Source organism: Rhodocista pekingensis (assembly GCF_042665545.1).
In the GTDB taxonomy this organism is placed as follows: Bacteria; Pseudomonadota; Alphaproteobacteria; order Azospirillales; family Azospirillaceae; genus Rhodocista; species Rhodocista pekingensis.
In genome coordinates this window covers 13,401-28,355 of record NZ_JBHTCM010000015.1, presented here as the reverse complement: position 1 = coordinate 28,355, position 14,955 = coordinate 13,401, and the positions used below count along the sequence as shown (strand labels likewise).

The window sequence follows — 14,955 nt, the reverse complement described above, 5'->3', positions numbered from 1 at the left end:
CGAGATCCAAGACCCGAGATCACTGCCCGCAGCTTCTGGAAACAGCCCCCGTGACTGCCGTGACGCACAGCTCCGACAAGCCCGCCCTGCACATCCTGCTGGCCGCCCCGCGCGGCTTCTGCGCCGGCGTCGACCGGGCCATCCAGATCGTGGAGGTGGCGTTGCAGAAATTCGGCGCCCCCGTCTATGTCCGGCACGAGATCGTCCACAACCGTTTCGTGGTGGAGGGGCTGGAGCGCAAGGGCGCCATCTTCGTCAAGGAACTGGACGAGGTGCCCGACGACCGCCCGGTGGTGTTCTCCGCCCACGGCGTGCCGAAGGCGATCCCGGCCGAGGCGCAGCGGCGCGACATGATCTATGTGGACGCCACCTGCCCGCTCGTCTCCAAGGTCCACCGCGAGGCCGAGCGGCACCACGAATCCGGCCTCCAGATCGTCCTGATCGGGCACGCCGGCCATCCGGAGGTGATCGGCACCATGGGCCAGCTCCCGACCGGCTCGGTCGTGCTGGTGGAGACGGCGGAGGATGCCGAGCGGCTGCAACCGGCGGACCCGGACAATCTGGCCTTCGTCACCCAGACGACGCTCTCGGTGGACGATACGGCCGGCATCGTCGAGGTGCTGCGCCGCCGCTTCCCCAACATCGCCGGGCCGAAGAAGGAGGATATCTGCTACGCCACCACCAACCGGCAGGGCGCCGTCAAGGCCATCGCCGGCCGGGCCGACGCGATCCTGGTGGTGGGGGCGCCGAACTCCTCCAACTCGGTGCGGCTGGTGGAGGTGGCGAAGGTGCAGGGCTGCACCCGCGCCATGCTGGTGCAGCGGGCGGAGCAGATCGACTGGTCGCTGCTGGAGGGGGTCGCCACCCTGGGCATCACGGCGGGCGCCTCCGCCCCCGAGGTGCTGGTCGAGGAGATGATCGAGGCCCTGCGCGGGCGCTACCATGTCACCATCGAGGAGGTGGTGACGGCGACCGAGGGCGTGACCTTCAAGCTGCCGAAGGTGCTGGCGGCGGAGTAGGCGGAAACCCCGCCCGGACGCGGGGTCCGGGCAGGGTCCGGGCTGCGGCGGCCCGCCCGCCGCCGCGGGCGGTCCCGGAGGGCGTGGAGGCCGCCCGGGACCGGTCGGGGTCAGCGCCAGCCGCGATGGCCGGAACGGTCCTCGGCGGGCCCGCCAAGGTCATCGCCGTAGCGGCGCACGAAGTCCTCGTAACGGTCGTAGGGACGGTTGCCCAGCAGCAGGGCAGCCAGCAGGTAGGCGACCAGGGCCGGGCCGGTCCAGAGCAGCAGCAGCAGGATGGCCGCGGCCCGCACGGCCCAGGCCTTGATGCCGAGCCACCAGGCGATGCCGGCGCAGACGCCGAAGATCAGGCCGTTGGCGGGGTCCTTGCAGATGCGGCGGCTGCGGGCACTGCGGGCGATGTGGTCGAAGGTGGTCACGTCTCTCTCCAATCGGTTCGCGGGCGGGGAACGGTCGGGGTCAGCGGGCGGCGACACGGGCGCGGAGCGACTCCAGTTCGCGGTTCACCCGCTCCGCGGCCTCCAGTTCGTCGATCTCGGCGGCGAGGCCGCGGGGCTTGCGGCCGTAGCCGGCCACCTCGCCGCGGGCCTCCAGCTCGTCCAGGTGACGATCGAGCTGGTCCGCGGCGGCCATCGCCTCCTCGATCCGGCCGTCATAGAGCCGGGTCCGGACCCGCAGCCGGTCCACCGCGCTGCGGTGGCGGGCGGCCAGGGAGCGGCGCTTGCCGTGCGCCTCGGCCAGCTTCGCCTCCAGCCTGGCGGCATCCTCCGACAGCTTGGCGATGGCGGTCTCGATGGCGTCCAGCTCGGCCTTGGCCGGTGCCGCGGCGCGGGACACCCGGTCCTTGGCCAGCAGGGCGGCCCGGGCCAGATCCTCGCGGCGGTGGCTCAGGGCCAGCTCGGCCCGGCGGTCCCACTCCAGGACCTCGAACTCGGCCTCGCGCCACTTCGCGGCGGCCTCGGCGCGCTCGGCGATCAGCCGGACCGTGCCGGCGCGCACATCGGTGAGGGTGTCCTCCATCTCCCGGATCGCCTGGGCGAGGGTCAGTTCCGGGTCCTCCGCCCGGTCCAGGATGGACGTCAGATTGGATTCGACGACATTGCCGAGGCGGGTGAAGAGGCCCATGGTTCTTTCCGTCGGTTCGGGGTTTCAGGGGGTCGGCGGCGCGGCGCGCGTCAGAAGAGCTGCGTCAGGCACAGGATCATGACGGCGGCCGAGGCCAGCGCGGGGATCACATCGACGCCGGGGACGAATTCCCGCAGCGTGTCGGCCCAGGAGGCGGTCGCCGTGCCGGCGGTGTCGCGGCTGCGGCGCGCCTTGGCGAGGTACGTGACGTCGGTCATGGCGGTCTCCATCGGGATCGGTTGCGTTCGGGTCTGTCTCATCGGCCTTCGCGGCCACGTCGCCAGTATCGCAACCCGCGTGCCAACTTTTGCCCTCTCCACAAGCCTTTGATTTCATTGAAAACTTACGGACGGCGCGGCAGCAACGCCCGCAGATCGCCGGATTTCCGCCACTCGATGGCGGCGAACGCCATTTTCTGGTGGAACCGGCGAAGCATTCTCCACCACCGCCCTTGAGCCCCCTGCGCCATCGGCAGGATGCGGCCGGAACGGGCCGCCGGTGCCGTTGACCGGGGGGAGGAAACCGGCTACCCGATGGCCATGGCCGTCTATACCGAAGTCTCCGACGAGGACCTGCGCAGCTTCATCGCCCAGTACGATCTGGGCGCGGTGGTGTCGTGCAAGGGCATCGCGGAGGGGGTGGAGAACAGCAATTACCTGCTGGTGACGGAGACCGGCCCCTTCATCCTGACCCTCTACGAGAAGCGGGTGGACCCGGCCGACCTGCCCTTCTTCCTGGGGCTGATGGAGCATCTGTCGGCCCGCGGTGTGACCTGCCCCCTGCCCGTGCGCGGGCGCGACGGGGAGGCGCTGCGCAGCCTGTGCGGCCGGCCGGCGGTGATCGTCACCTTCCTGGCCGGCATGTGGCCGCGGCGCATCCTGCCCGAGCACTGCGCCGCCCTGGGCGAGGGGCTGGCGCGGCTTCACCTGGCCGGGGCGGATTTTCCGCTGCGCCGGGCCAACGCCCTGTCGCTGGACGGCTGGCGCACGCTGCACGCGGCGACGCACGGGCGGGCGGACGCGGTGAAGCCCGGCCTTGCCGCGGCGCTGGCGGCGGAACTGGCGGAGCTGGAGCGGTGCTGGCCGGCGGACCTGCCCTGCGGCGTTATCCATGCCGACCTGTTCCCGGACAATGTCTTCTTCCGCGACGGCGCGCTGTCCGGCCTGATCGACTTCTATTTCGCCTGCAACGACATCCTGGCCTACGACGTGGCGGTCTGCCTGAACGCCTGGTGCTTCGAGGCGGACGGCTCGTTCAACGTGACGAAGGCGCGGCTGATGCTGGCCAGCTACATGAAGGTGCGTCCGCTGTCGGCGGCGGAGCTGGAGGCGCTGCCGCTGCTGGCGCGGGGCAGTGCCCTGCGCTTCCTGCTGACCCGGCTCTATGACTGGCTGAACACGCCGGCGGGGGCGCTGGTGAAGCGCAAGGACCCGCTGGAATACCTGCACAAGCTGCGCTTCCACCAGCAGGTCCGCGGCATCGGCGAATACGGGCTCACGCTCCCGGCGGGGGCGGCATGAGCGCCGACACGCTGGTGGTGGACATCTACACCGACGGGGCGTGCAGCGGCAATCCGGGCCCGGGCGGCTGGGGCGCCATCCTGCGCTGGAAGGGCACCGAGAAGGAACTGAAGGGCGGCGAGCGCCTGACCACCAACAACCGGATGGAGCTGATGGCCGCCATCCAGGCGCTGGATGCGCTGAAGCGGCCGGTGACCGTGCGGCTGCACACCGACAGCCAGTACGTCAAGAACGGCATCACCACCTGGATTCACGGCTGGAAGAAGAACGGCTGGAAGACCGCCGGCCGCGACCCGGTGAAGAACGCCGACCTCTGGCAGCGGCTGGACGAGCTGGTCGGCCGCCACACGGTAGAGTTCCACTGGGTCAAGGGCCATGCCGGCCACCCGGAGAACGAACGCGCCGACCAGCTCGCCCGCGAGGGCATGCGCGACACCCTCGCCGCCCCCGCAGCCTGAGGCTCCCGCCGCCGAGAAGACCCGGCCGGCGCCCGGGCGGCGCCGGCGGCCTGCCTCTCCGGCTCAGAGCAGCTTCAGCACCGCCTCGGCGGAGGAGACCTCGAAGGCGCCGGGCTTCTCCACGTTCAGGGCCGTGACCACCCCGTCCTCCGCGACCAGGGCGAAGCGCTGGCAGCGCAGGCCGAGATTGTAGGCCGTGCCGTCCATCTCCAGCCCCAGCGCACGGGTCAGGGTGCCGTTGCCGTCCGGCAGCATCAGGATGCGGCCGTTGACATTGTTCGCCTTGGCCCAGGCATGCATGACGAAGGGATCGTTGACCGCCATGCAGACGATCTGGTCCACGCCCTTGGCCCGGATCGCATCGGCCTGTTCGACGAAGCCGGGCAGGTGCTTGGCCGAGCAGGTGGGGGTGAAGGCGCCCGGCACGGCGAACAGCACCACCTTCCTGCCGGCGAAGATCTCGTCGGTGCCGATCTCCTGCATGCCGGACTCGGTCAGGTGCTTCAGCGTCACCGACGGAATCCGGTCGCCGACCTTGATGCTCATCCTCATTCTCCCGGGTGGCTGGACAAGGGACGCTCCCCCCGTGGTTCTAGGGCGGGCGGGCCGGTCCGGCAAGGGCGGGCGACGGCGGGAGGCCGGGCAACCTTTCCCGTCGGCACGGGTTTTCCCAAGGGACCCGCCGCTACCACGGACGGCCACCGCGGAAGGGGGACGGACCCGCCGTCCTGTGGTACTGTGCTCCGGTCCGGTCCCCGGGAGCCGCCGGGGACCAGCGTAGGCAGGCTGCCGGCGCAAGCGGGCAGCCTGAGCAAGGAGCTGTCCGTTCCACGACCGCCTCCCGCGATCCGACGAGCGTGCGACCATGAAGCATTCGGAGATTCCCCGTTTCCTGACGGGACAACTGCTGATCGCCATGCCGCAGATGCCGGACCCGCGTTTCGCCCGCACGGTCATCTATGTCTGCGCCCACACGGCGGACGGGGCGATGGGGCTGGTGATCAACCGCCTGTTCGGCGGCATCGGCTTCGCCGACCTGCTGGAGCAGCTCGACATCGAGGCCGAGTGCTCGCTCGACCATTTGAGCGTGCATTACGGCGGTCCGGTGGAGGGCGGGCGCGGTTTCGTCCTGCACAGCACGGACTATGCGCGCGAAGCCACCATGATGGTGGACGACGACGTGGCCCTGACCGCCACGGTGGACATCCTGCGCGCCATCGCCGAGGGCCGGGGTCCGAAGCATGCCCTGCTGGCGCTGGGCTATGCCGGCTGGGGGGCCGGGCAGCTCGACGCAGAGATGCAGAACAACGGCTGGCTGCACGCCCCGGCGGACCCGGATCTGCTGTTCGACGGCGACCTGGAGACGAAGTGGGAACGCGCGATCGCCAAGCTGGGCGTCTCGCTCTCCATGCTTTCCGCCGACGCCGGCCACGCCTGAGCGGGCGCCGGCGGCCCGGCTAGCCGCGCCAGTCGTCGCGCAGGATGCCGAACAGGACGTGGTCGGCCCATCTGCCGTCGATGCGGAGATAGCCGCGGGCATAACCCTCGCGGGAGAAGCCCACCTTCTCCAGCACCCCCTGGCTGGGGATGTTGCTGGGCAGGCAGGCGGCCTCCACCCGGTGCAGGCCGAGCTGGCCGAAGGCGAAACCCAGCACCAGCCGCGCCGCCTCACTGGTGTAGCCGCGCCGGGCATAGGGGCGGCCGACCCAGTAGCCCATGGTGCCCATCTGGGCCACGCCGCGGCGGACATTGGACAGGCCGATGCCGCCGACCAGGGCCTCCGTGCCGCGCTCGAAGACAAGGAAGCTGTAGCCCTCGTCCTCCCGCCATTCCACCGCCTGCCGCCGCACCCGGCGCAGGAAGGCCGGGCGGGTCAGGGCGTCGGGCGGCCAGGTCGGCTCCCACGGTGTCAGGAACTCGCGGCTGGCCTCCCGCAGTTCCGCCCAGTCGCGCCAGTCACGGGCCTGCGGCGGGCGAATGAACACCGCCTCCCCGTCCAGCCGGATCGCGGGGGGGCTGAGGAAGCCCGCCTGGAACAGGCGCAGCGGCACGGGCGGCAGCCGTGATGTCACGCGAGCCGCGCCGCGAGCCGCTCATACGGCTCCAGCCTCCCGATCGGCCCCAGCGCGGCCAGGACGGGCTGGCTGCCGAAGATGCGCGCCGCCACCCGGCGCAGCGCGTCGGCATCCACCGCGTCCACCCTGGCGATGATCTCCTCCGGCGGCACCGGCCGGTCGAAGACGAGCAGCGCGTGGGCAAGCTGTTCCGCCCGGTTCGTCGTGCTCTCCAGCGACATGAGCTGGCTCGCCTTGAGCTGCGCCCGGGCGCGGGTGACCTCCTCCGGCGACAGCCCGTCGGCGATGGAGCGCACCTGGTCGCAGACCACCGGCACCAGCTCCTCCGTCCGCTCCGGGCCGGTGCCGGCATAGATGCCGAAGACGCCGGCGTCGGTCATCGGCCAGGCGAAACTGTGGACGCTGTAGACCAGCCCGCGCTTCTCCCGCACCTCCTGGAACAGGCGGGAGGACATGCCCCCGCCCAGCAGGGTGGAGAGCACCTGGCTGGCGTAGTAGTCCGGGTCCGGCAGCGGCACCCCGGCGAAGCCCAGCAGGATGTGGAGCTGCTCCAGGTCGCGGTCCTCGCGGAAGTCGCCGCCGTTCCAGTCCACCCGGACCGCGCTCTGCGCCGTCCCGGCCGGCAAGTTACCGAACAGGCGGGCGACAAGCTCGACGACGCGGTCGTGCTCCACGTTGCCGGCGGCGGCCACCACCATGTTGGCGGCCGTGTAGTTCGCCGCGACATAGCCGGTCAGCGCCTCGCGCGGGAGCGCCGCCACCACCTCGGCCGTGCCCAGGATGGGCCGGCCCAGCGCCTGCCCGCGGAAGGCGGTGGCAAGCCAGTGGTCGTAGATGATGTCGTCGGGCGTGTCCTCGGCCTGACCGATCTCCTGGATGACGACCTGACGCTCCTTGTCCAGATCGGCGGGATCGAAGCGCGAATGCTGGATCATGTCGGCCAGCAGGTCGAGCGCCAGCGCCACGTCCTCCTTCAGCACCTTGGCGTAGTAGGTGGTGTGTTCGCGCCCGGTATAGGCATTGAGATGGCCGCCGACATCCTCGATCTCGGCACTGATGCGGAAGGCATCGCGCCGGTCGGTGCCCTTGAACAGCATATGCTCGACCAGATGGGCGACGCCGTTCGCCGCCTCCGGCTCGTGCCGGCTGCCGACGCCGATCCAGACGCCGACACTGGCCGTCTGCACGCCCGGCATCGGGTCGGTGGCGACCCGCAGCCCGTTCGGCAGCGTCGTGACCCTGACCCCGCTCATGGTGACCTTCGTCCTTCCGGCGCCGTCGCGGCCGGGTTTCCGTGCTGCCGGGTCCGGCCCGGTCCGTCTGCGCTGTGTGCTCACGCCGCCCCCGCCGTGACGCGGGAGCGCGCCCGCACGAAGTCCTGGAGCGTGCCGAGATCGTTCGGCAGGACGGTGACCCGTTCCTCCCGCTCGAACAGGTCCGCCAGATGCCGCGGCAGGCCGGGGCGCACGCCCGTGGCCTTCTCCACCGCGTCGGGAAACTTGGCCGGGTGGGCGCAGGCCAGCGACACGACCGGAACCGAGGGGTCGAGGTCGGCGGCCTGAGCCGCGGCGACGCCCACGGCCGTGTGCGGGTCGATCAGCAGGCCGCTGTCGCGGTGGACCCGCGCCATCGTCTCCAGCGTCGCCTCCTCGCCGCAGCGGTGGCCCTCGAACAGCTCCAGCGCGCGGGCGAGCTGGCCCTGCGAGACGTCGAAGCGGCCGCTGCGGCGGAACTCCGCCATGCTGGCGGCCACGGCGGCGCCGTCGCGGTCCATCAGATCGAACAGCAGCCGCTCGAAGTTGCTGGAGATCTGGATGTCCATGCTGGGGCTGATGGTCGGCACCACGGCGCGCGTCTGCATCGTGCCGCTGGCGAAGAAGCGGGCCAGGATGTCGTTGGCATTGCTGCCGACGATCAGCTTCGCCACCGGCACGCCCATGGCGCGGGCGGCATAGGCGGCATAGACATTGCCGAAATTGCCCGTGGGCACGGCGAAGGCGACCGGCCGGTCGGGCGCCCCCAGCGCCACCGCCGCCGCCACGTAATAGACGATCTGGGCCATGATCCGGGCCCAGTTGATGGAATTGACCGCCGAGAGGTGCAGCCCGTCGCGGAAGGCCGCATCGTTGAACATCGCCTTCACGGCGTCCTGGCAGTCGTCGAAGGTCCCTTGCAGGGCGACGTTGTGGACATTGGGCGAGAGCACCGTCGTCATCTGGCGGCGCTGCACGGCCGAGGTGCGGCCATGCGGGTGCAGGATCACGATATCCACCCGCTCGCGGTCGCGGCAGGCCTCGATGGCGGCGGAGCCGGTGTCGCCGGAGGTGGCGCCGACCACCGTCATGCGCTCCCCGCGCGCGGCCAGCACATGGTCGAACAGGCGGCCGAGCAGTTGCAGCGCCACGTCCTTGAAGGCCAGCGTCGGGCCGTGGAACAGCTCCATCAGCCAGGTGCGCTGGTCGAGCTGGACCAGCGGCGTCACCGCCCGGTGGGCGAAGACCGACGGCCCGTAGGCGTCGGCCAGCAGGCGGCGGAAGTCCGCCTCGGCGATGCGGCCGCCCAGGAAGGGCAGCATCACCGCCGCGGCAACCTCGTCATAGGGCCGGCCGCGCAAGGCACGCAGAGCATCCGGCCCCAGCGCCGGCCAGGCGTCGGGGACATAGAGGCCGCCGTCCCGCGCCAGCCCCGCCAGCAGAACCTCGTCGAACGGGAGGGCGGGGGCCCGTCCCCGCGTGCTGATGTACTTCACCCCGACCTACCTCTCCATCGCCGGCACTCCTGGCCCCGCGCCGCATCCTTCGGAACGGCGGGCCGGCAGGGCGGCTACACTAGCGAGCGTGCCCGTCCCGGCGCAAGCGCCCGACACGGACCCGACCCCTGCCCCCAGGACAGGGGTCGGCCTGCGAACAAAGGATGTCACCGCGGCGTTGTCCCCGCACCGTCCGACCCCAGCGAGGACCGCATGCCCGACGCCCCCACCCCCGCCGTTCCGGCGCCTCCCGCCCTGTCGCTGGAGGAGTGCCAGCACCTGACCTCCGCCTTCCTCACCGGCACCATGTTCCGCGCCCTGCATGCCGTGGAGTATGCCGTGCCCGAGTGGGGCGACGGGCCGGGGCCGGAGCCCCTGTCCGCCGCGGCGCGGGCCGGGGTGGCGCTGCGCCATGTTCCGGGCGCATCGGACGCCGAGTACCGTATCGCCGCCTTCGGCGACACGCTGCGCATGCGCCTCCAGCTCAATGTCTGGCGCTTCGTCATCGTCTACACCGTGCCGGCCCACGATCTGGCGGACGCGCCGGGCATCGCCCCCCGTTTCGAGCGCTGGCAGACCGGGGCCGGGCATGCCGGCTGGACGATCGGCTGGCGCGATGCCGCCGATCCCTGGGACCACGACCGCCGGCTGGTGGAGACCTACTGCTACGCCATGCTGCCCCGGGACTTCCTGGTCGATCCCATGGCCCAGCTCTACTGGCGCACGGACATCGTGCAGATGACCCGCGCCTTCATGCTGGAGGCGCGGCGCATGGGCGTGCGCTTGGCATAGAAACCTTGATGATTGATGAAGATTCTTTGTCGCACGGCATATTCCTGTCCACATTTCCGGGGAAGCCGCTATCCTGATGGCGTTCGGCCACCCTGGGTTCCCCCGGCGGACAGGAGATGTCCCGGGGGCTGCACCGATGGGCCGGTCGGTTAACCCCTGGTTGACACCCTCTCCGCCTCGCGTTGACGGCTCCGCCCTCCCCGCTTCCGGTCCACCGCCCCCGCGCTGTCCAGGACGCACCATGACCTACGGAAACGCCATCCTGGTGGGGTCGCTGCTCGGTGTGGCCGGCTGGCTGTTCGCCTTCTTCCTGGGCAAGCTGATCGAGGTCTCCATCGACGGCCGCGACGACCTGAAGGCGGCGCAGGAGCGCATCCCGCGGCTGGCGCAGATGGAGATCCGCTTCGAACTGCGCCGGGCCGAGGTGCAGGCGGGCATCGCCAGGGTCACGACGGAGGTCGCGGGCCTGCGCCGGCAGCGCTATCTGCTGGAGCGCGAGCTGGCCGAGGCGCACCGGGAGGCGGAGGCGCCCATCCGCATCGTCGGCCGCGAGAGCGCCGCCAACCTCCGCTTCCGCGCCTGGGTGGTGAACCGGCAGGTCCAGGCGTCGCAGATGGAGGGCAAGCCACACCCCACCCTGGACGCGGAATGGGCGACGCCGCAGGTGGTGGAGGTCTGGGCGGAGACCCTGACCGAGGCGCGCCGGGAGATCCAGCGCCTCTACCCCCTGCCCCTGGGCTTTGCCATCCTGAACATGCGGCTGGAGCGGCCGGACGAGGGCGGCGATCCCGACGGGGCGGCGGCCGGAACGCCGGAGGACGATCTGCGCAATGCCGTCGCCTGAGTTCCTGTTCGCGCTGCTGATCGCCGTCACCGGCCTCGCCTTCTCCGGCGAGCGGGCCCTGTACCGCGTGCGTGAGGCGCAGCGCCGCTACCGCGTGGCGATGACGAAGAAGTCCCAGTATGTCGGCCGGGTCCGGAAGGCGGCCCGGGAGACGCTGGGCCTCAAGCGGGAGCTGCGCCAGCTCGATCTGGCGCGGGCCGACCTGCTGAAGTCCTGCCGCAGGCTGGAACAGGACATCAAGGCGGCGTCCCGCCCGGAAAACCGGGTCTTCGTGCTGGACGAACGGCGGATGCCACAGGACCAGGCCTGGATCGCCACGGTGAAGGCCGCGGCGGAGGCCGCCCCCGGCCGGCAGCTCCAGGCCTGGGAGGGCGCCCGCCGCTTCCTGGTCTGGGGCGTGGATGCGGAGGTGGCGCGGACGAAGGTGACCAAGCGCTATCCGGCCCCCGAGGGCTTCACCCTCACCACCCTGGTGCCCCGCCCGAAACGGACCGCCCCCGCCAGCCCGGACGCCACCCCCGTCTGACCGCTCCCATCCGACCGGCCCCCTTCAGGCCGGATGCGGCCGCCGCCGGCGCAGCAGGGAGCCAGCGTACATGGCGGCGAGAGTCGCCGCCAGCCCGTACCAGGTGACGACATAGGAGAGGTGGTTGTTGCGCAGGGCGACCACCGTCTGTCCGCCCACCGGCAGCACGCCCGCATCGGGTCCGGCCGCCGCCTCCACCACCAGCGGCGCGAGTCCGCCCGCCCCCGTCGCCGCTTCCATGGCCGGCAGGTCGATCCAGAACCAGTAATTCTCCTCCGGCCGGTTCTCCGGCTGCATCCAGCCCCGCGGCGGCGGCACCCGGGCGACGCCGGCCAGGGTGACCGTGCCGGCCGGCAGCCCGTCGGCCCGGTCCGCCGGATCGCGCCGGTCGGCCGGGATCCAGCCGCGGTCCACCAGCACGGTCCCCTGCCCGTCCGCCCGCACGAAGGGCGTCAGGACATGCAGGCCGGGCTGACCGCCCCGCACCCGGGGGCCGAGGTAAAGCTCCTGGGCATGCTCGAAGCGTCCGGTCAGCAGCACCGGCCGGTAGTCCCAGTCCTGCGGATCGGGCGCCGGACTGCGACCGGCCCCGTCAGGCCAGACCGGCAGCGGGACCGGCGCCGCCGCCATGCGCGTCTCGATCCGGTCGATCAGCGCCGCCTTCCAGGCCAGCCGCTGCATCTGCCAGGTCCCCAGCCCGACCAGGACGGCGATGCCGAGCAGCACCAGCACCGCCCCGGCCACGGTCTTGGCCCGCCCCGGCGGACGGCCGGGGGTCGGGGCAGGCATGGCGGCGCTTGACCCTGCGGCGCTCATCCGCCGTCTCCCCCGCCGCGCTCGAAGTCGGAGCGGCGGTAGCGGTACTGCAAGGCCAGGACATAGGCCTTGGCCGGGCGCAGCATGCCCAGCGTCAGCCCCAGCACGACCGCACTCCACAGGATGGTGTGGACCCAGAGCGGCCAGTCCACGCTCATCGCCACCCAGAGCGCCAGCGGCACCACCGCGAAGCCCAGGATGAAGATCAGGAAGACGGCCGGGCCGTCGCCGCTGTCATTGCAGGCCAGTTCCAGGCCGCAGACGGGGCAGCGCTCGACGATGGAGAGGAAGCCCTTGAACAGCCGCCCCCGGCCGCAGCGCGGACAGGTGCAGCCCAGGCCCGCCCGCAGCGGGGAAACCGCGGCGGGCGCCCCGTCAGTGCGCGGCGTACTGTCCACCAGCCCCCCACCAGTAGATGGACACGAACAGGAACAGCCAGACCACGTCCACGAAATGCCAGTACCAGGCGGCGGCCTCCAGGCCGAAATGGCTCTGCGGGGTGAAGTGCCCGCGGGAGGCCCGGAACCAGCAGACGGCCAGGAAGATGGTGCCGATCAGGACATGGAAGCCGTGGAAGCCGGTGGCCATGTAGAAGGTGGACGAATAGATGTTGTCGGCGAAGCCGAAGCTGGCGTGGCTGTACTCGTAGAGCTGGAACATGGTGAACAGCGCGCCCAGTGCCACGGTGATGCCCAGCGCCTTCACCGCCTGCGCCTGCTTGCCCTCGACGATGGCGTGGTGCGCCCAGGTGACAGTGCTGCCCGACAGCAGCAGGATCACCGTCATCATCAGCGGCAGGTCGAACGGGTTGATCGGCTCGATGCCGGCCGGCGGCCACTGGCCGCCCGTGGCTTCGGTCCGCGCCACCTGCATCGGCTCGCCGGCATAGAGGCTGGCGTCGAAGAAGGCCCAGAAGAATGCGACGAAGAACATCACCTCCGACGCGATGAACAGCGCCATGCCGTAGCGCAGCCCGATCTTGACGACCGGCGTGTGCGCCCGCTGCACGACGGACTCCCGCACCACGTCGCGCCACCAGCCGGCCATGACGCCCAGCACGGCCAGGAAGCCGGCCGCCAGCACCCCCCAGCCATGGTCGTGCATGTAGAGGACGGCCCCCGTGGCCAGCAGGCCGGCCGCGAAGGCGCCCAGCAGCGGCCACGGGCTGGGATCCACAAGATGGTAGGGCTGCTTGACCCCTTCGGCTGCGGCCCCGGCCGGGGCGGCGTGGACCTTGACGTCAGCCATGTCTCTCTTCCCTCGCCTTATCGTTCGACGGTAGCGTCCGGTCGCCGGCCGGCCGGGCCGCCGCCTGGGTCCGTCCGGGGGATGGTGCGGCGGAAGCGGCCGTGTCCGGCTGGTCCACCGCCTTGAAGAAGGTGTAGGACAGGGTGATCGTGTGGACGTCGGCCATGCCGGGATCGTCCGCGATCGCCGGGTCCACATAGAAGTAGACCGGCATGTCGATCTCCTGCCCCGGCTCCAGCCGCTGTTCGGTGAAGCAGAAGCACTGGATCTTGTTGAAGTAGATGCCCGCCTTGTCCGGCGTGACATTGTAGGTGGCGGTGCCGACGACGGGCACCGCGCCGTCGTTGCGGGCGTGGAAGGTGGTCAGGGCCGGTTCCCCGACGCGCACCTCGGTGGTGTTGACCGCCGGGCGGAAGCCCCAGGGCAGGGACCGGTTGACGTCAGCGTTGAAGCGGATGGTCATCGTCCGGTCCAGCACGCGGCCGGCCGGCCCCTGCGCCACCTGGGGCGTGCCGCCGAAGCCGGTGACGCGGCAGAACAGGTCGTAGAGCGGCACCGCGGCGAAGGACAGGCCGACCATGCCCGCGACGACGCCGCCCAGCGCCGCGGCCATGACGCGGTTGCGGCGGGCGGGGCTCATGGGAAGCCCCCGCCCTGCATCCGCACGATGGCGACGGCATAGACCAGCCCCACCAGCGCCAGCAGCGCCACCAGCATGGCGCGGTTCTTGCCCCGCTGGCGCCGGCGCATCTCGTCGGCGTCGGCGGTCGGGTCCGTCGCGCCCTCGTCCGTGCGGTCGGTCCGGGTCGTGTGCTCGGCGTTCATGCCGGGTCTCCCGCTCAGGCCACCAGCCGCTCGGCGATCAGCACGCCGAACAGCACGAAGAGATAGAGGATGGAGAAGCCGAACATCCGCTTGGCCGGCTTCATGTCCGTCGCGTCCGCCCGTAGCACGCGGACGGCGCACAGCACGAACAACAGGCCCAGCACCACGGATGTCGCCAGATAGGCTGTCCCGGCGATGCCGACGAACCAGGGCGCCGTCGCCAGCGGCAGCAGGATCAGCGTGTAGGCCAGCATCTGCCGCTTCGTCTCCCGCGCGCCGGCGACGACCGGCAGCATGGGCACGCCCGCCTTCTCGTAATCGGCGCTGGCGAACAGCGACAGCGCCCAGAAATGCGGCGGCGTCCAGAAGAAGATGATGGCGAACAGGATCACGCTGGCCAGCGTCACGTCGCCCGTCACCGCCGCCCAGCCGATCATCGGCGGGAAGGCGCCGGCGGCCCCGCCGATCACGATGTTCTGGGGCGTCCGCCGCTTCAGCCAGATCGTGTAGACGAAGACATAGAAGGCCGAAGCCAGGGCCAGCAGCGCCGCCGCGACCCAGTTCACCGCCAGCCCCAGCAGCAGCACCGGCGCCACCGAGAGGACGACGCCGAAGGCCAGCGCCTCGTCCGGGTTCACCCGGCCCTGCGGGATCGGCCGCAGCGCGGTGCGCTTCATCACCGCGTCGATGTCGCGGTCGTACCACATGTTGATGGCGCCCGACGCCCCGGCGCCGACCGTGATGCAGAGCACCGCCGCCAGCGCCAGCACCGGATGCAGCCCGCCCGGCGCGGCCGCCATCCCGGCGATGGCCGAGTAGACGACCAGGATCATCACCCGGGGCTTCAGCAGCGCCATGTAGTCGCCGACGCTGGCGGTGCCGCCCACGGCCCCGCCATGCAGCTCGATCGTGGTATCCGTCATCTTCCGTGCCTTCCCAACCCTACGGTCTCTGCGTC

At 71.2% G+C, this 14,955-nt stretch carries 20 protein-coding genes; 7 read left to right on the top strand and 13 right to left on the bottom strand.

Annotated features, from left to right (window positions below; all coding sequences use genetic code 11):
- Positions 1 to 50 precede the first annotated feature (50 nt).
- Positions 51 to 1,019, top strand: coding sequence for a 4-hydroxy-3-methylbut-2-enyl diphosphate reductase (gene ispH, locus ACFQPS_RS14205; protein WP_377359879.1), 969 nt, complete (start codon positions 51 to 53; stop codon positions 1,017 to 1,019).
- A gap of 110 nt (positions 1,020 to 1,129) precedes the next feature.
- Here ispH and ACFQPS_RS14200 read toward each other — a convergent pair whose 3' ends face one another.
- From ACFQPS_RS14200 to ACFQPS_RS14190, 3 genes are read right to left on the bottom strand one after another with little or no spacing between them, the layout of a single operon-like run.
- Positions 1,130 to 1,438, bottom strand: coding sequence for a PspC domain-containing protein (locus ACFQPS_RS14200; RefSeq protein WP_377359878.1), 309 nt, complete (start codon positions 1,436 to 1,438; stop codon positions 1,130 to 1,132).
- A 40-nt stretch (positions 1,439 to 1,478) separates the two neighbouring features.
- On the bottom strand, positions 1,479 to 2,144 hold the full coding sequence (locus tag ACFQPS_RS14195) for a PspA/IM30 family protein (RefSeq protein WP_377359877.1): 666 nt from the start codon (positions 2,142 to 2,144) through the stop codon (positions 1,479 to 1,481).
- Positions 2,145 to 2,194: 50 nt separating this feature from the next.
- Positions 2,195 to 2,362 carry a hypothetical protein gene (locus ACFQPS_RS14190; RefSeq protein ID WP_377359876.1) on the bottom strand — a complete coding sequence of 56 codons (168 nt, stop codon included), beginning with the start codon at positions 2,360 to 2,362 and terminating at the stop codon, positions 2,195 to 2,197.
- A gap of 321 nt (positions 2,363 to 2,683) precedes the next feature.
- On the opposite strand from ACFQPS_RS14190, the gene ACFQPS_RS14185 reads away from it, so the two are divergent.
- Both ACFQPS_RS14185 and rnhA read left to right on the top strand, forming a co-directional pair.
- Positions 2,684 to 3,664, top strand: coding sequence for a homoserine kinase (locus ACFQPS_RS14185; protein ID WP_377359985.1), 981 nt, complete (start codon positions 2,684 to 2,686; stop codon positions 3,662 to 3,664).
- Positions 3,661 to 4,122: a ribonuclease HI gene (gene rnhA, locus ACFQPS_RS14180; RefSeq protein WP_377359875.1), complete on the top strand. Its 462-nt coding sequence runs from the start codon at positions 3,661 to 3,663 to the stop codon at positions 4,120 to 4,122. The genes ACFQPS_RS14185 and rnhA overlap by 4 nt, the downstream gene beginning before the upstream one ends.
- A gap of 63 nt (positions 4,123 to 4,185) precedes the next feature.
- On the opposite strand, the gene ACFQPS_RS14175 is transcribed toward rnhA, so the two are convergent.
- Positions 4,186 to 4,668 carry a peroxiredoxin gene (locus ACFQPS_RS14175; protein ID WP_377359874.1) on the bottom strand — a complete coding sequence of 161 codons (483 nt, stop codon included), beginning with the start codon at positions 4,666 to 4,668 and terminating at the stop codon, positions 4,186 to 4,188.
- A gap of 319 nt (positions 4,669 to 4,987) precedes the next feature.
- Between ACFQPS_RS14175 and ACFQPS_RS14170 the strand changes: the two genes are divergently transcribed.
- Entirely contained in the window at positions 4,988 to 5,560 is a 573-nt protein-coding gene (locus ACFQPS_RS14170) for a YqgE/AlgH family protein (RefSeq protein ID WP_377359873.1), read from the top strand.
- A gap of 19 nt (positions 5,561 to 5,579) precedes the next feature.
- On the opposite strand, the gene ACFQPS_RS14165 is transcribed toward ACFQPS_RS14170, so the two are convergent.
- The 3 genes from ACFQPS_RS14165 to thrC all read right to left on the bottom strand — a co-directional run bounded on the left by ACFQPS_RS14165 (position 5,580) and on the right by thrC (position 8,946).
- A complete protein-coding gene (locus tag ACFQPS_RS14165) occupies positions 5,580 to 6,194 on the bottom strand; it encodes a GNAT family N-acetyltransferase (RefSeq protein ID WP_377359872.1) in 615 nt (204 codons plus the stop codon).
- Entirely contained in the window at positions 6,191 to 7,450 is a 1,260-nt protein-coding gene (locus ACFQPS_RS14160; protein WP_377359871.1) for a M16 family metallopeptidase, read from the bottom strand. Before ACFQPS_RS14160 ends, ACFQPS_RS14165 begins: the two co-directional genes overlap by 4 nt.
- An 80-nt stretch (positions 7,451 to 7,530) precedes the next feature.
- The gene (thrC, locus tag ACFQPS_RS14155) at positions 7,531 to 8,946 is read right to left on the bottom strand and encodes a threonine synthase (RefSeq protein WP_377359870.1); all 1,416 of its coding nucleotides are present in this window, start codon (positions 8,944 to 8,946) and stop codon (positions 7,531 to 7,533) included.
- A gap of 213 nt (positions 8,947 to 9,159) precedes the next feature.
- Between thrC and ACFQPS_RS14150 the strand changes: the two genes are divergently transcribed.
- The 3 genes from ACFQPS_RS14150 to ACFQPS_RS14140 all read left to right on the top strand — a co-directional run bounded on the left by ACFQPS_RS14150 (position 9,160) and on the right by ACFQPS_RS14140 (position 11,108).
- Complete coding sequence (locus tag ACFQPS_RS14150) at positions 9,160 to 9,738, top strand: hypothetical protein (RefSeq protein ID WP_377359869.1); 579 nt, start codon at positions 9,160 to 9,162, stop codon at positions 9,736 to 9,738.
- A gap of 241 nt (positions 9,739 to 9,979) precedes the next feature.
- Positions 9,980 to 10,582, top strand: a complete 603-nt coding sequence (locus tag ACFQPS_RS14145; protein ID WP_377359868.1) for a hypothetical protein — start codon at positions 9,980 to 9,982, stop codon at positions 10,580 to 10,582.
- Entirely contained in the window at positions 10,569 to 11,108 is a 540-nt protein-coding gene (locus ACFQPS_RS14140) for a hypothetical protein (protein ID WP_377359867.1), read from the top strand. Before ACFQPS_RS14145 ends, ACFQPS_RS14140 begins: the two co-directional genes overlap by 14 nt.
- A gap of 24 nt (positions 11,109 to 11,132) precedes the next feature.
- On the opposite strand, the gene ACFQPS_RS14135 is transcribed toward ACFQPS_RS14140, so the two are convergent.
- The 6 genes from ACFQPS_RS14135 to cyoE are packed head-to-tail and all read right to left on the bottom strand — an operon-like array spanning position 11,133 to position 14,920.
- Positions 11,133 to 11,897: an SURF1 family protein gene (locus ACFQPS_RS14135; protein ID WP_377359866.1), complete on the bottom strand. Its 765-nt coding sequence runs from the start codon at positions 11,895 to 11,897 to the stop codon at positions 11,133 to 11,135.
- A gap of 23 nt (positions 11,898 to 11,920) precedes the next feature.
- Positions 11,921 to 12,322 carry a DUF983 domain-containing protein gene (locus ACFQPS_RS14130; RefSeq protein ID WP_377359865.1) on the bottom strand — a complete coding sequence of 134 codons (402 nt, stop codon included), beginning with the start codon at positions 12,320 to 12,322 and terminating at the stop codon, positions 11,921 to 11,923.
- On the bottom strand, positions 12,300 to 13,172 hold the full coding sequence (locus ACFQPS_RS14125; protein ID WP_377359864.1) for a cytochrome c oxidase subunit 3: 873 nt from the start codon (positions 13,170 to 13,172) through the stop codon (positions 12,300 to 12,302). Before ACFQPS_RS14125 ends, ACFQPS_RS14130 begins: the two co-directional genes overlap by 23 nt.
- Positions 13,165 to 13,812 (bottom strand): cytochrome c oxidase assembly protein, encoded by a 648-nt coding sequence (locus ACFQPS_RS14120; protein ID WP_377359863.1) that lies wholly within the window; start codon positions 13,810 to 13,812, stop codon positions 13,165 to 13,167. The genes ACFQPS_RS14125 and ACFQPS_RS14120 overlap by 8 nt, the downstream gene beginning before the upstream one ends.
- Positions 13,809 to 13,997, bottom strand: coding sequence for a hypothetical protein (locus tag ACFQPS_RS14115; protein ID WP_377359862.1), 189 nt, complete (start codon positions 13,995 to 13,997; stop codon positions 13,809 to 13,811). Before ACFQPS_RS14115 ends, ACFQPS_RS14120 begins: the two co-directional genes overlap by 4 nt.
- A gap of 14 nt (positions 13,998 to 14,011) precedes the next feature.
- Positions 14,012 to 14,920 (bottom strand): heme o synthase, encoded by a 909-nt coding sequence (cyoE, locus tag ACFQPS_RS14110; RefSeq protein WP_377359861.1) that lies wholly within the window; start codon positions 14,918 to 14,920, stop codon positions 14,012 to 14,014.
- Positions 14,921 to 14,955: the final 35 nt, after the last annotated feature.

What these genes read in the sequence shown, in the direction of transcription:
- ACFQPS_RS14195 (WP_377359877.1), bottom strand. Translation starts at nt 2,144, where the DNA reads ATGGGCCTCTTCACCCGCCTCGGCAATGTCGTCGAATCCAATCTGACG.
- ACFQPS_RS14190 (WP_377359876.1), bottom strand. Translation starts at nt 2,362, where the DNA reads ATGACCGACGTCACGTACCTCGCCAAGGCGCGCCGCAGCCGCGACACC.
- ACFQPS_RS14185 (WP_377359985.1), top strand. Translation starts at nt 2,684, where the DNA reads ATGGCCGTCTATACCGAAGTCTCCGACGAGGACCTGCGCAGCTTCATC.
- rnhA (WP_377359875.1), top strand. Translation starts at nt 3,661, where the DNA reads ATGAGCGCCGACACGCTGGTGGTGGACATCTACACCGACGGGGCGTGC.
- ACFQPS_RS14175 (WP_377359874.1), bottom strand. Translation starts at nt 4,668, where the DNA reads ATGAGCATCAAGGTCGGCGACCGGATTCCGTCGGTGACGCTGAAGCAC.
- ACFQPS_RS14170 (WP_377359873.1), top strand. Translation starts at nt 4,988, where the DNA reads ATGAAGCATTCGGAGATTCCCCGTTTCCTGACGGGACAACTGCTGATC.
- ACFQPS_RS14160 (WP_377359871.1), bottom strand. Translation starts at nt 7,450, where the DNA reads ATGAGCGGGGTCAGGGTCACGACGCTGCCGAACGGGCTGCGGGTCGCC.
- ACFQPS_RS14150 (WP_377359869.1), top strand. Translation starts at nt 9,160, where the DNA reads ATGCCCGACGCCCCCACCCCCGCCGTTCCGGCGCCTCCCGCCCTGTCG.
- ACFQPS_RS14145 (WP_377359868.1), top strand. Translation starts at nt 9,980, where the DNA reads ATGACCTACGGAAACGCCATCCTGGTGGGGTCGCTGCTCGGTGTGGCC.
- ACFQPS_RS14140 (WP_377359867.1), top strand. Translation starts at nt 10,569, where the DNA reads ATGCCGTCGCCTGAGTTCCTGTTCGCGCTGCTGATCGCCGTCACCGGC.
- ACFQPS_RS14135 (WP_377359866.1), bottom strand. Translation starts at nt 11,897, where the DNA reads ATGCCTGCCCCGACCCCCGGCCGTCCGCCGGGGCGGGCCAAGACCGTG.
- ACFQPS_RS14125 (WP_377359864.1), bottom strand. Translation starts at nt 13,172, where the DNA reads ATGGCTGACGTCAAGGTCCACGCCGCCCCGGCCGGGGCCGCAGCCGAA.
- ACFQPS_RS14120 (WP_377359863.1), bottom strand. Translation starts at nt 13,812, where the DNA reads ATGAGCCCCGCCCGCCGCAACCGCGTCATGGCCGCGGCGCTGGGCGGC.
- ACFQPS_RS14115 (WP_377359862.1), bottom strand. Translation starts at nt 13,997, where the DNA reads ATGAACGCCGAGCACACGACCCGGACCGACCGCACGGACGAGGGCGCG.
- cyoE (WP_377359861.1), bottom strand. Translation starts at nt 14,920, where the DNA reads ATGACGGATACCACGATCGAGCTGCATGGCGGGGCCGTGGGCGGCACC.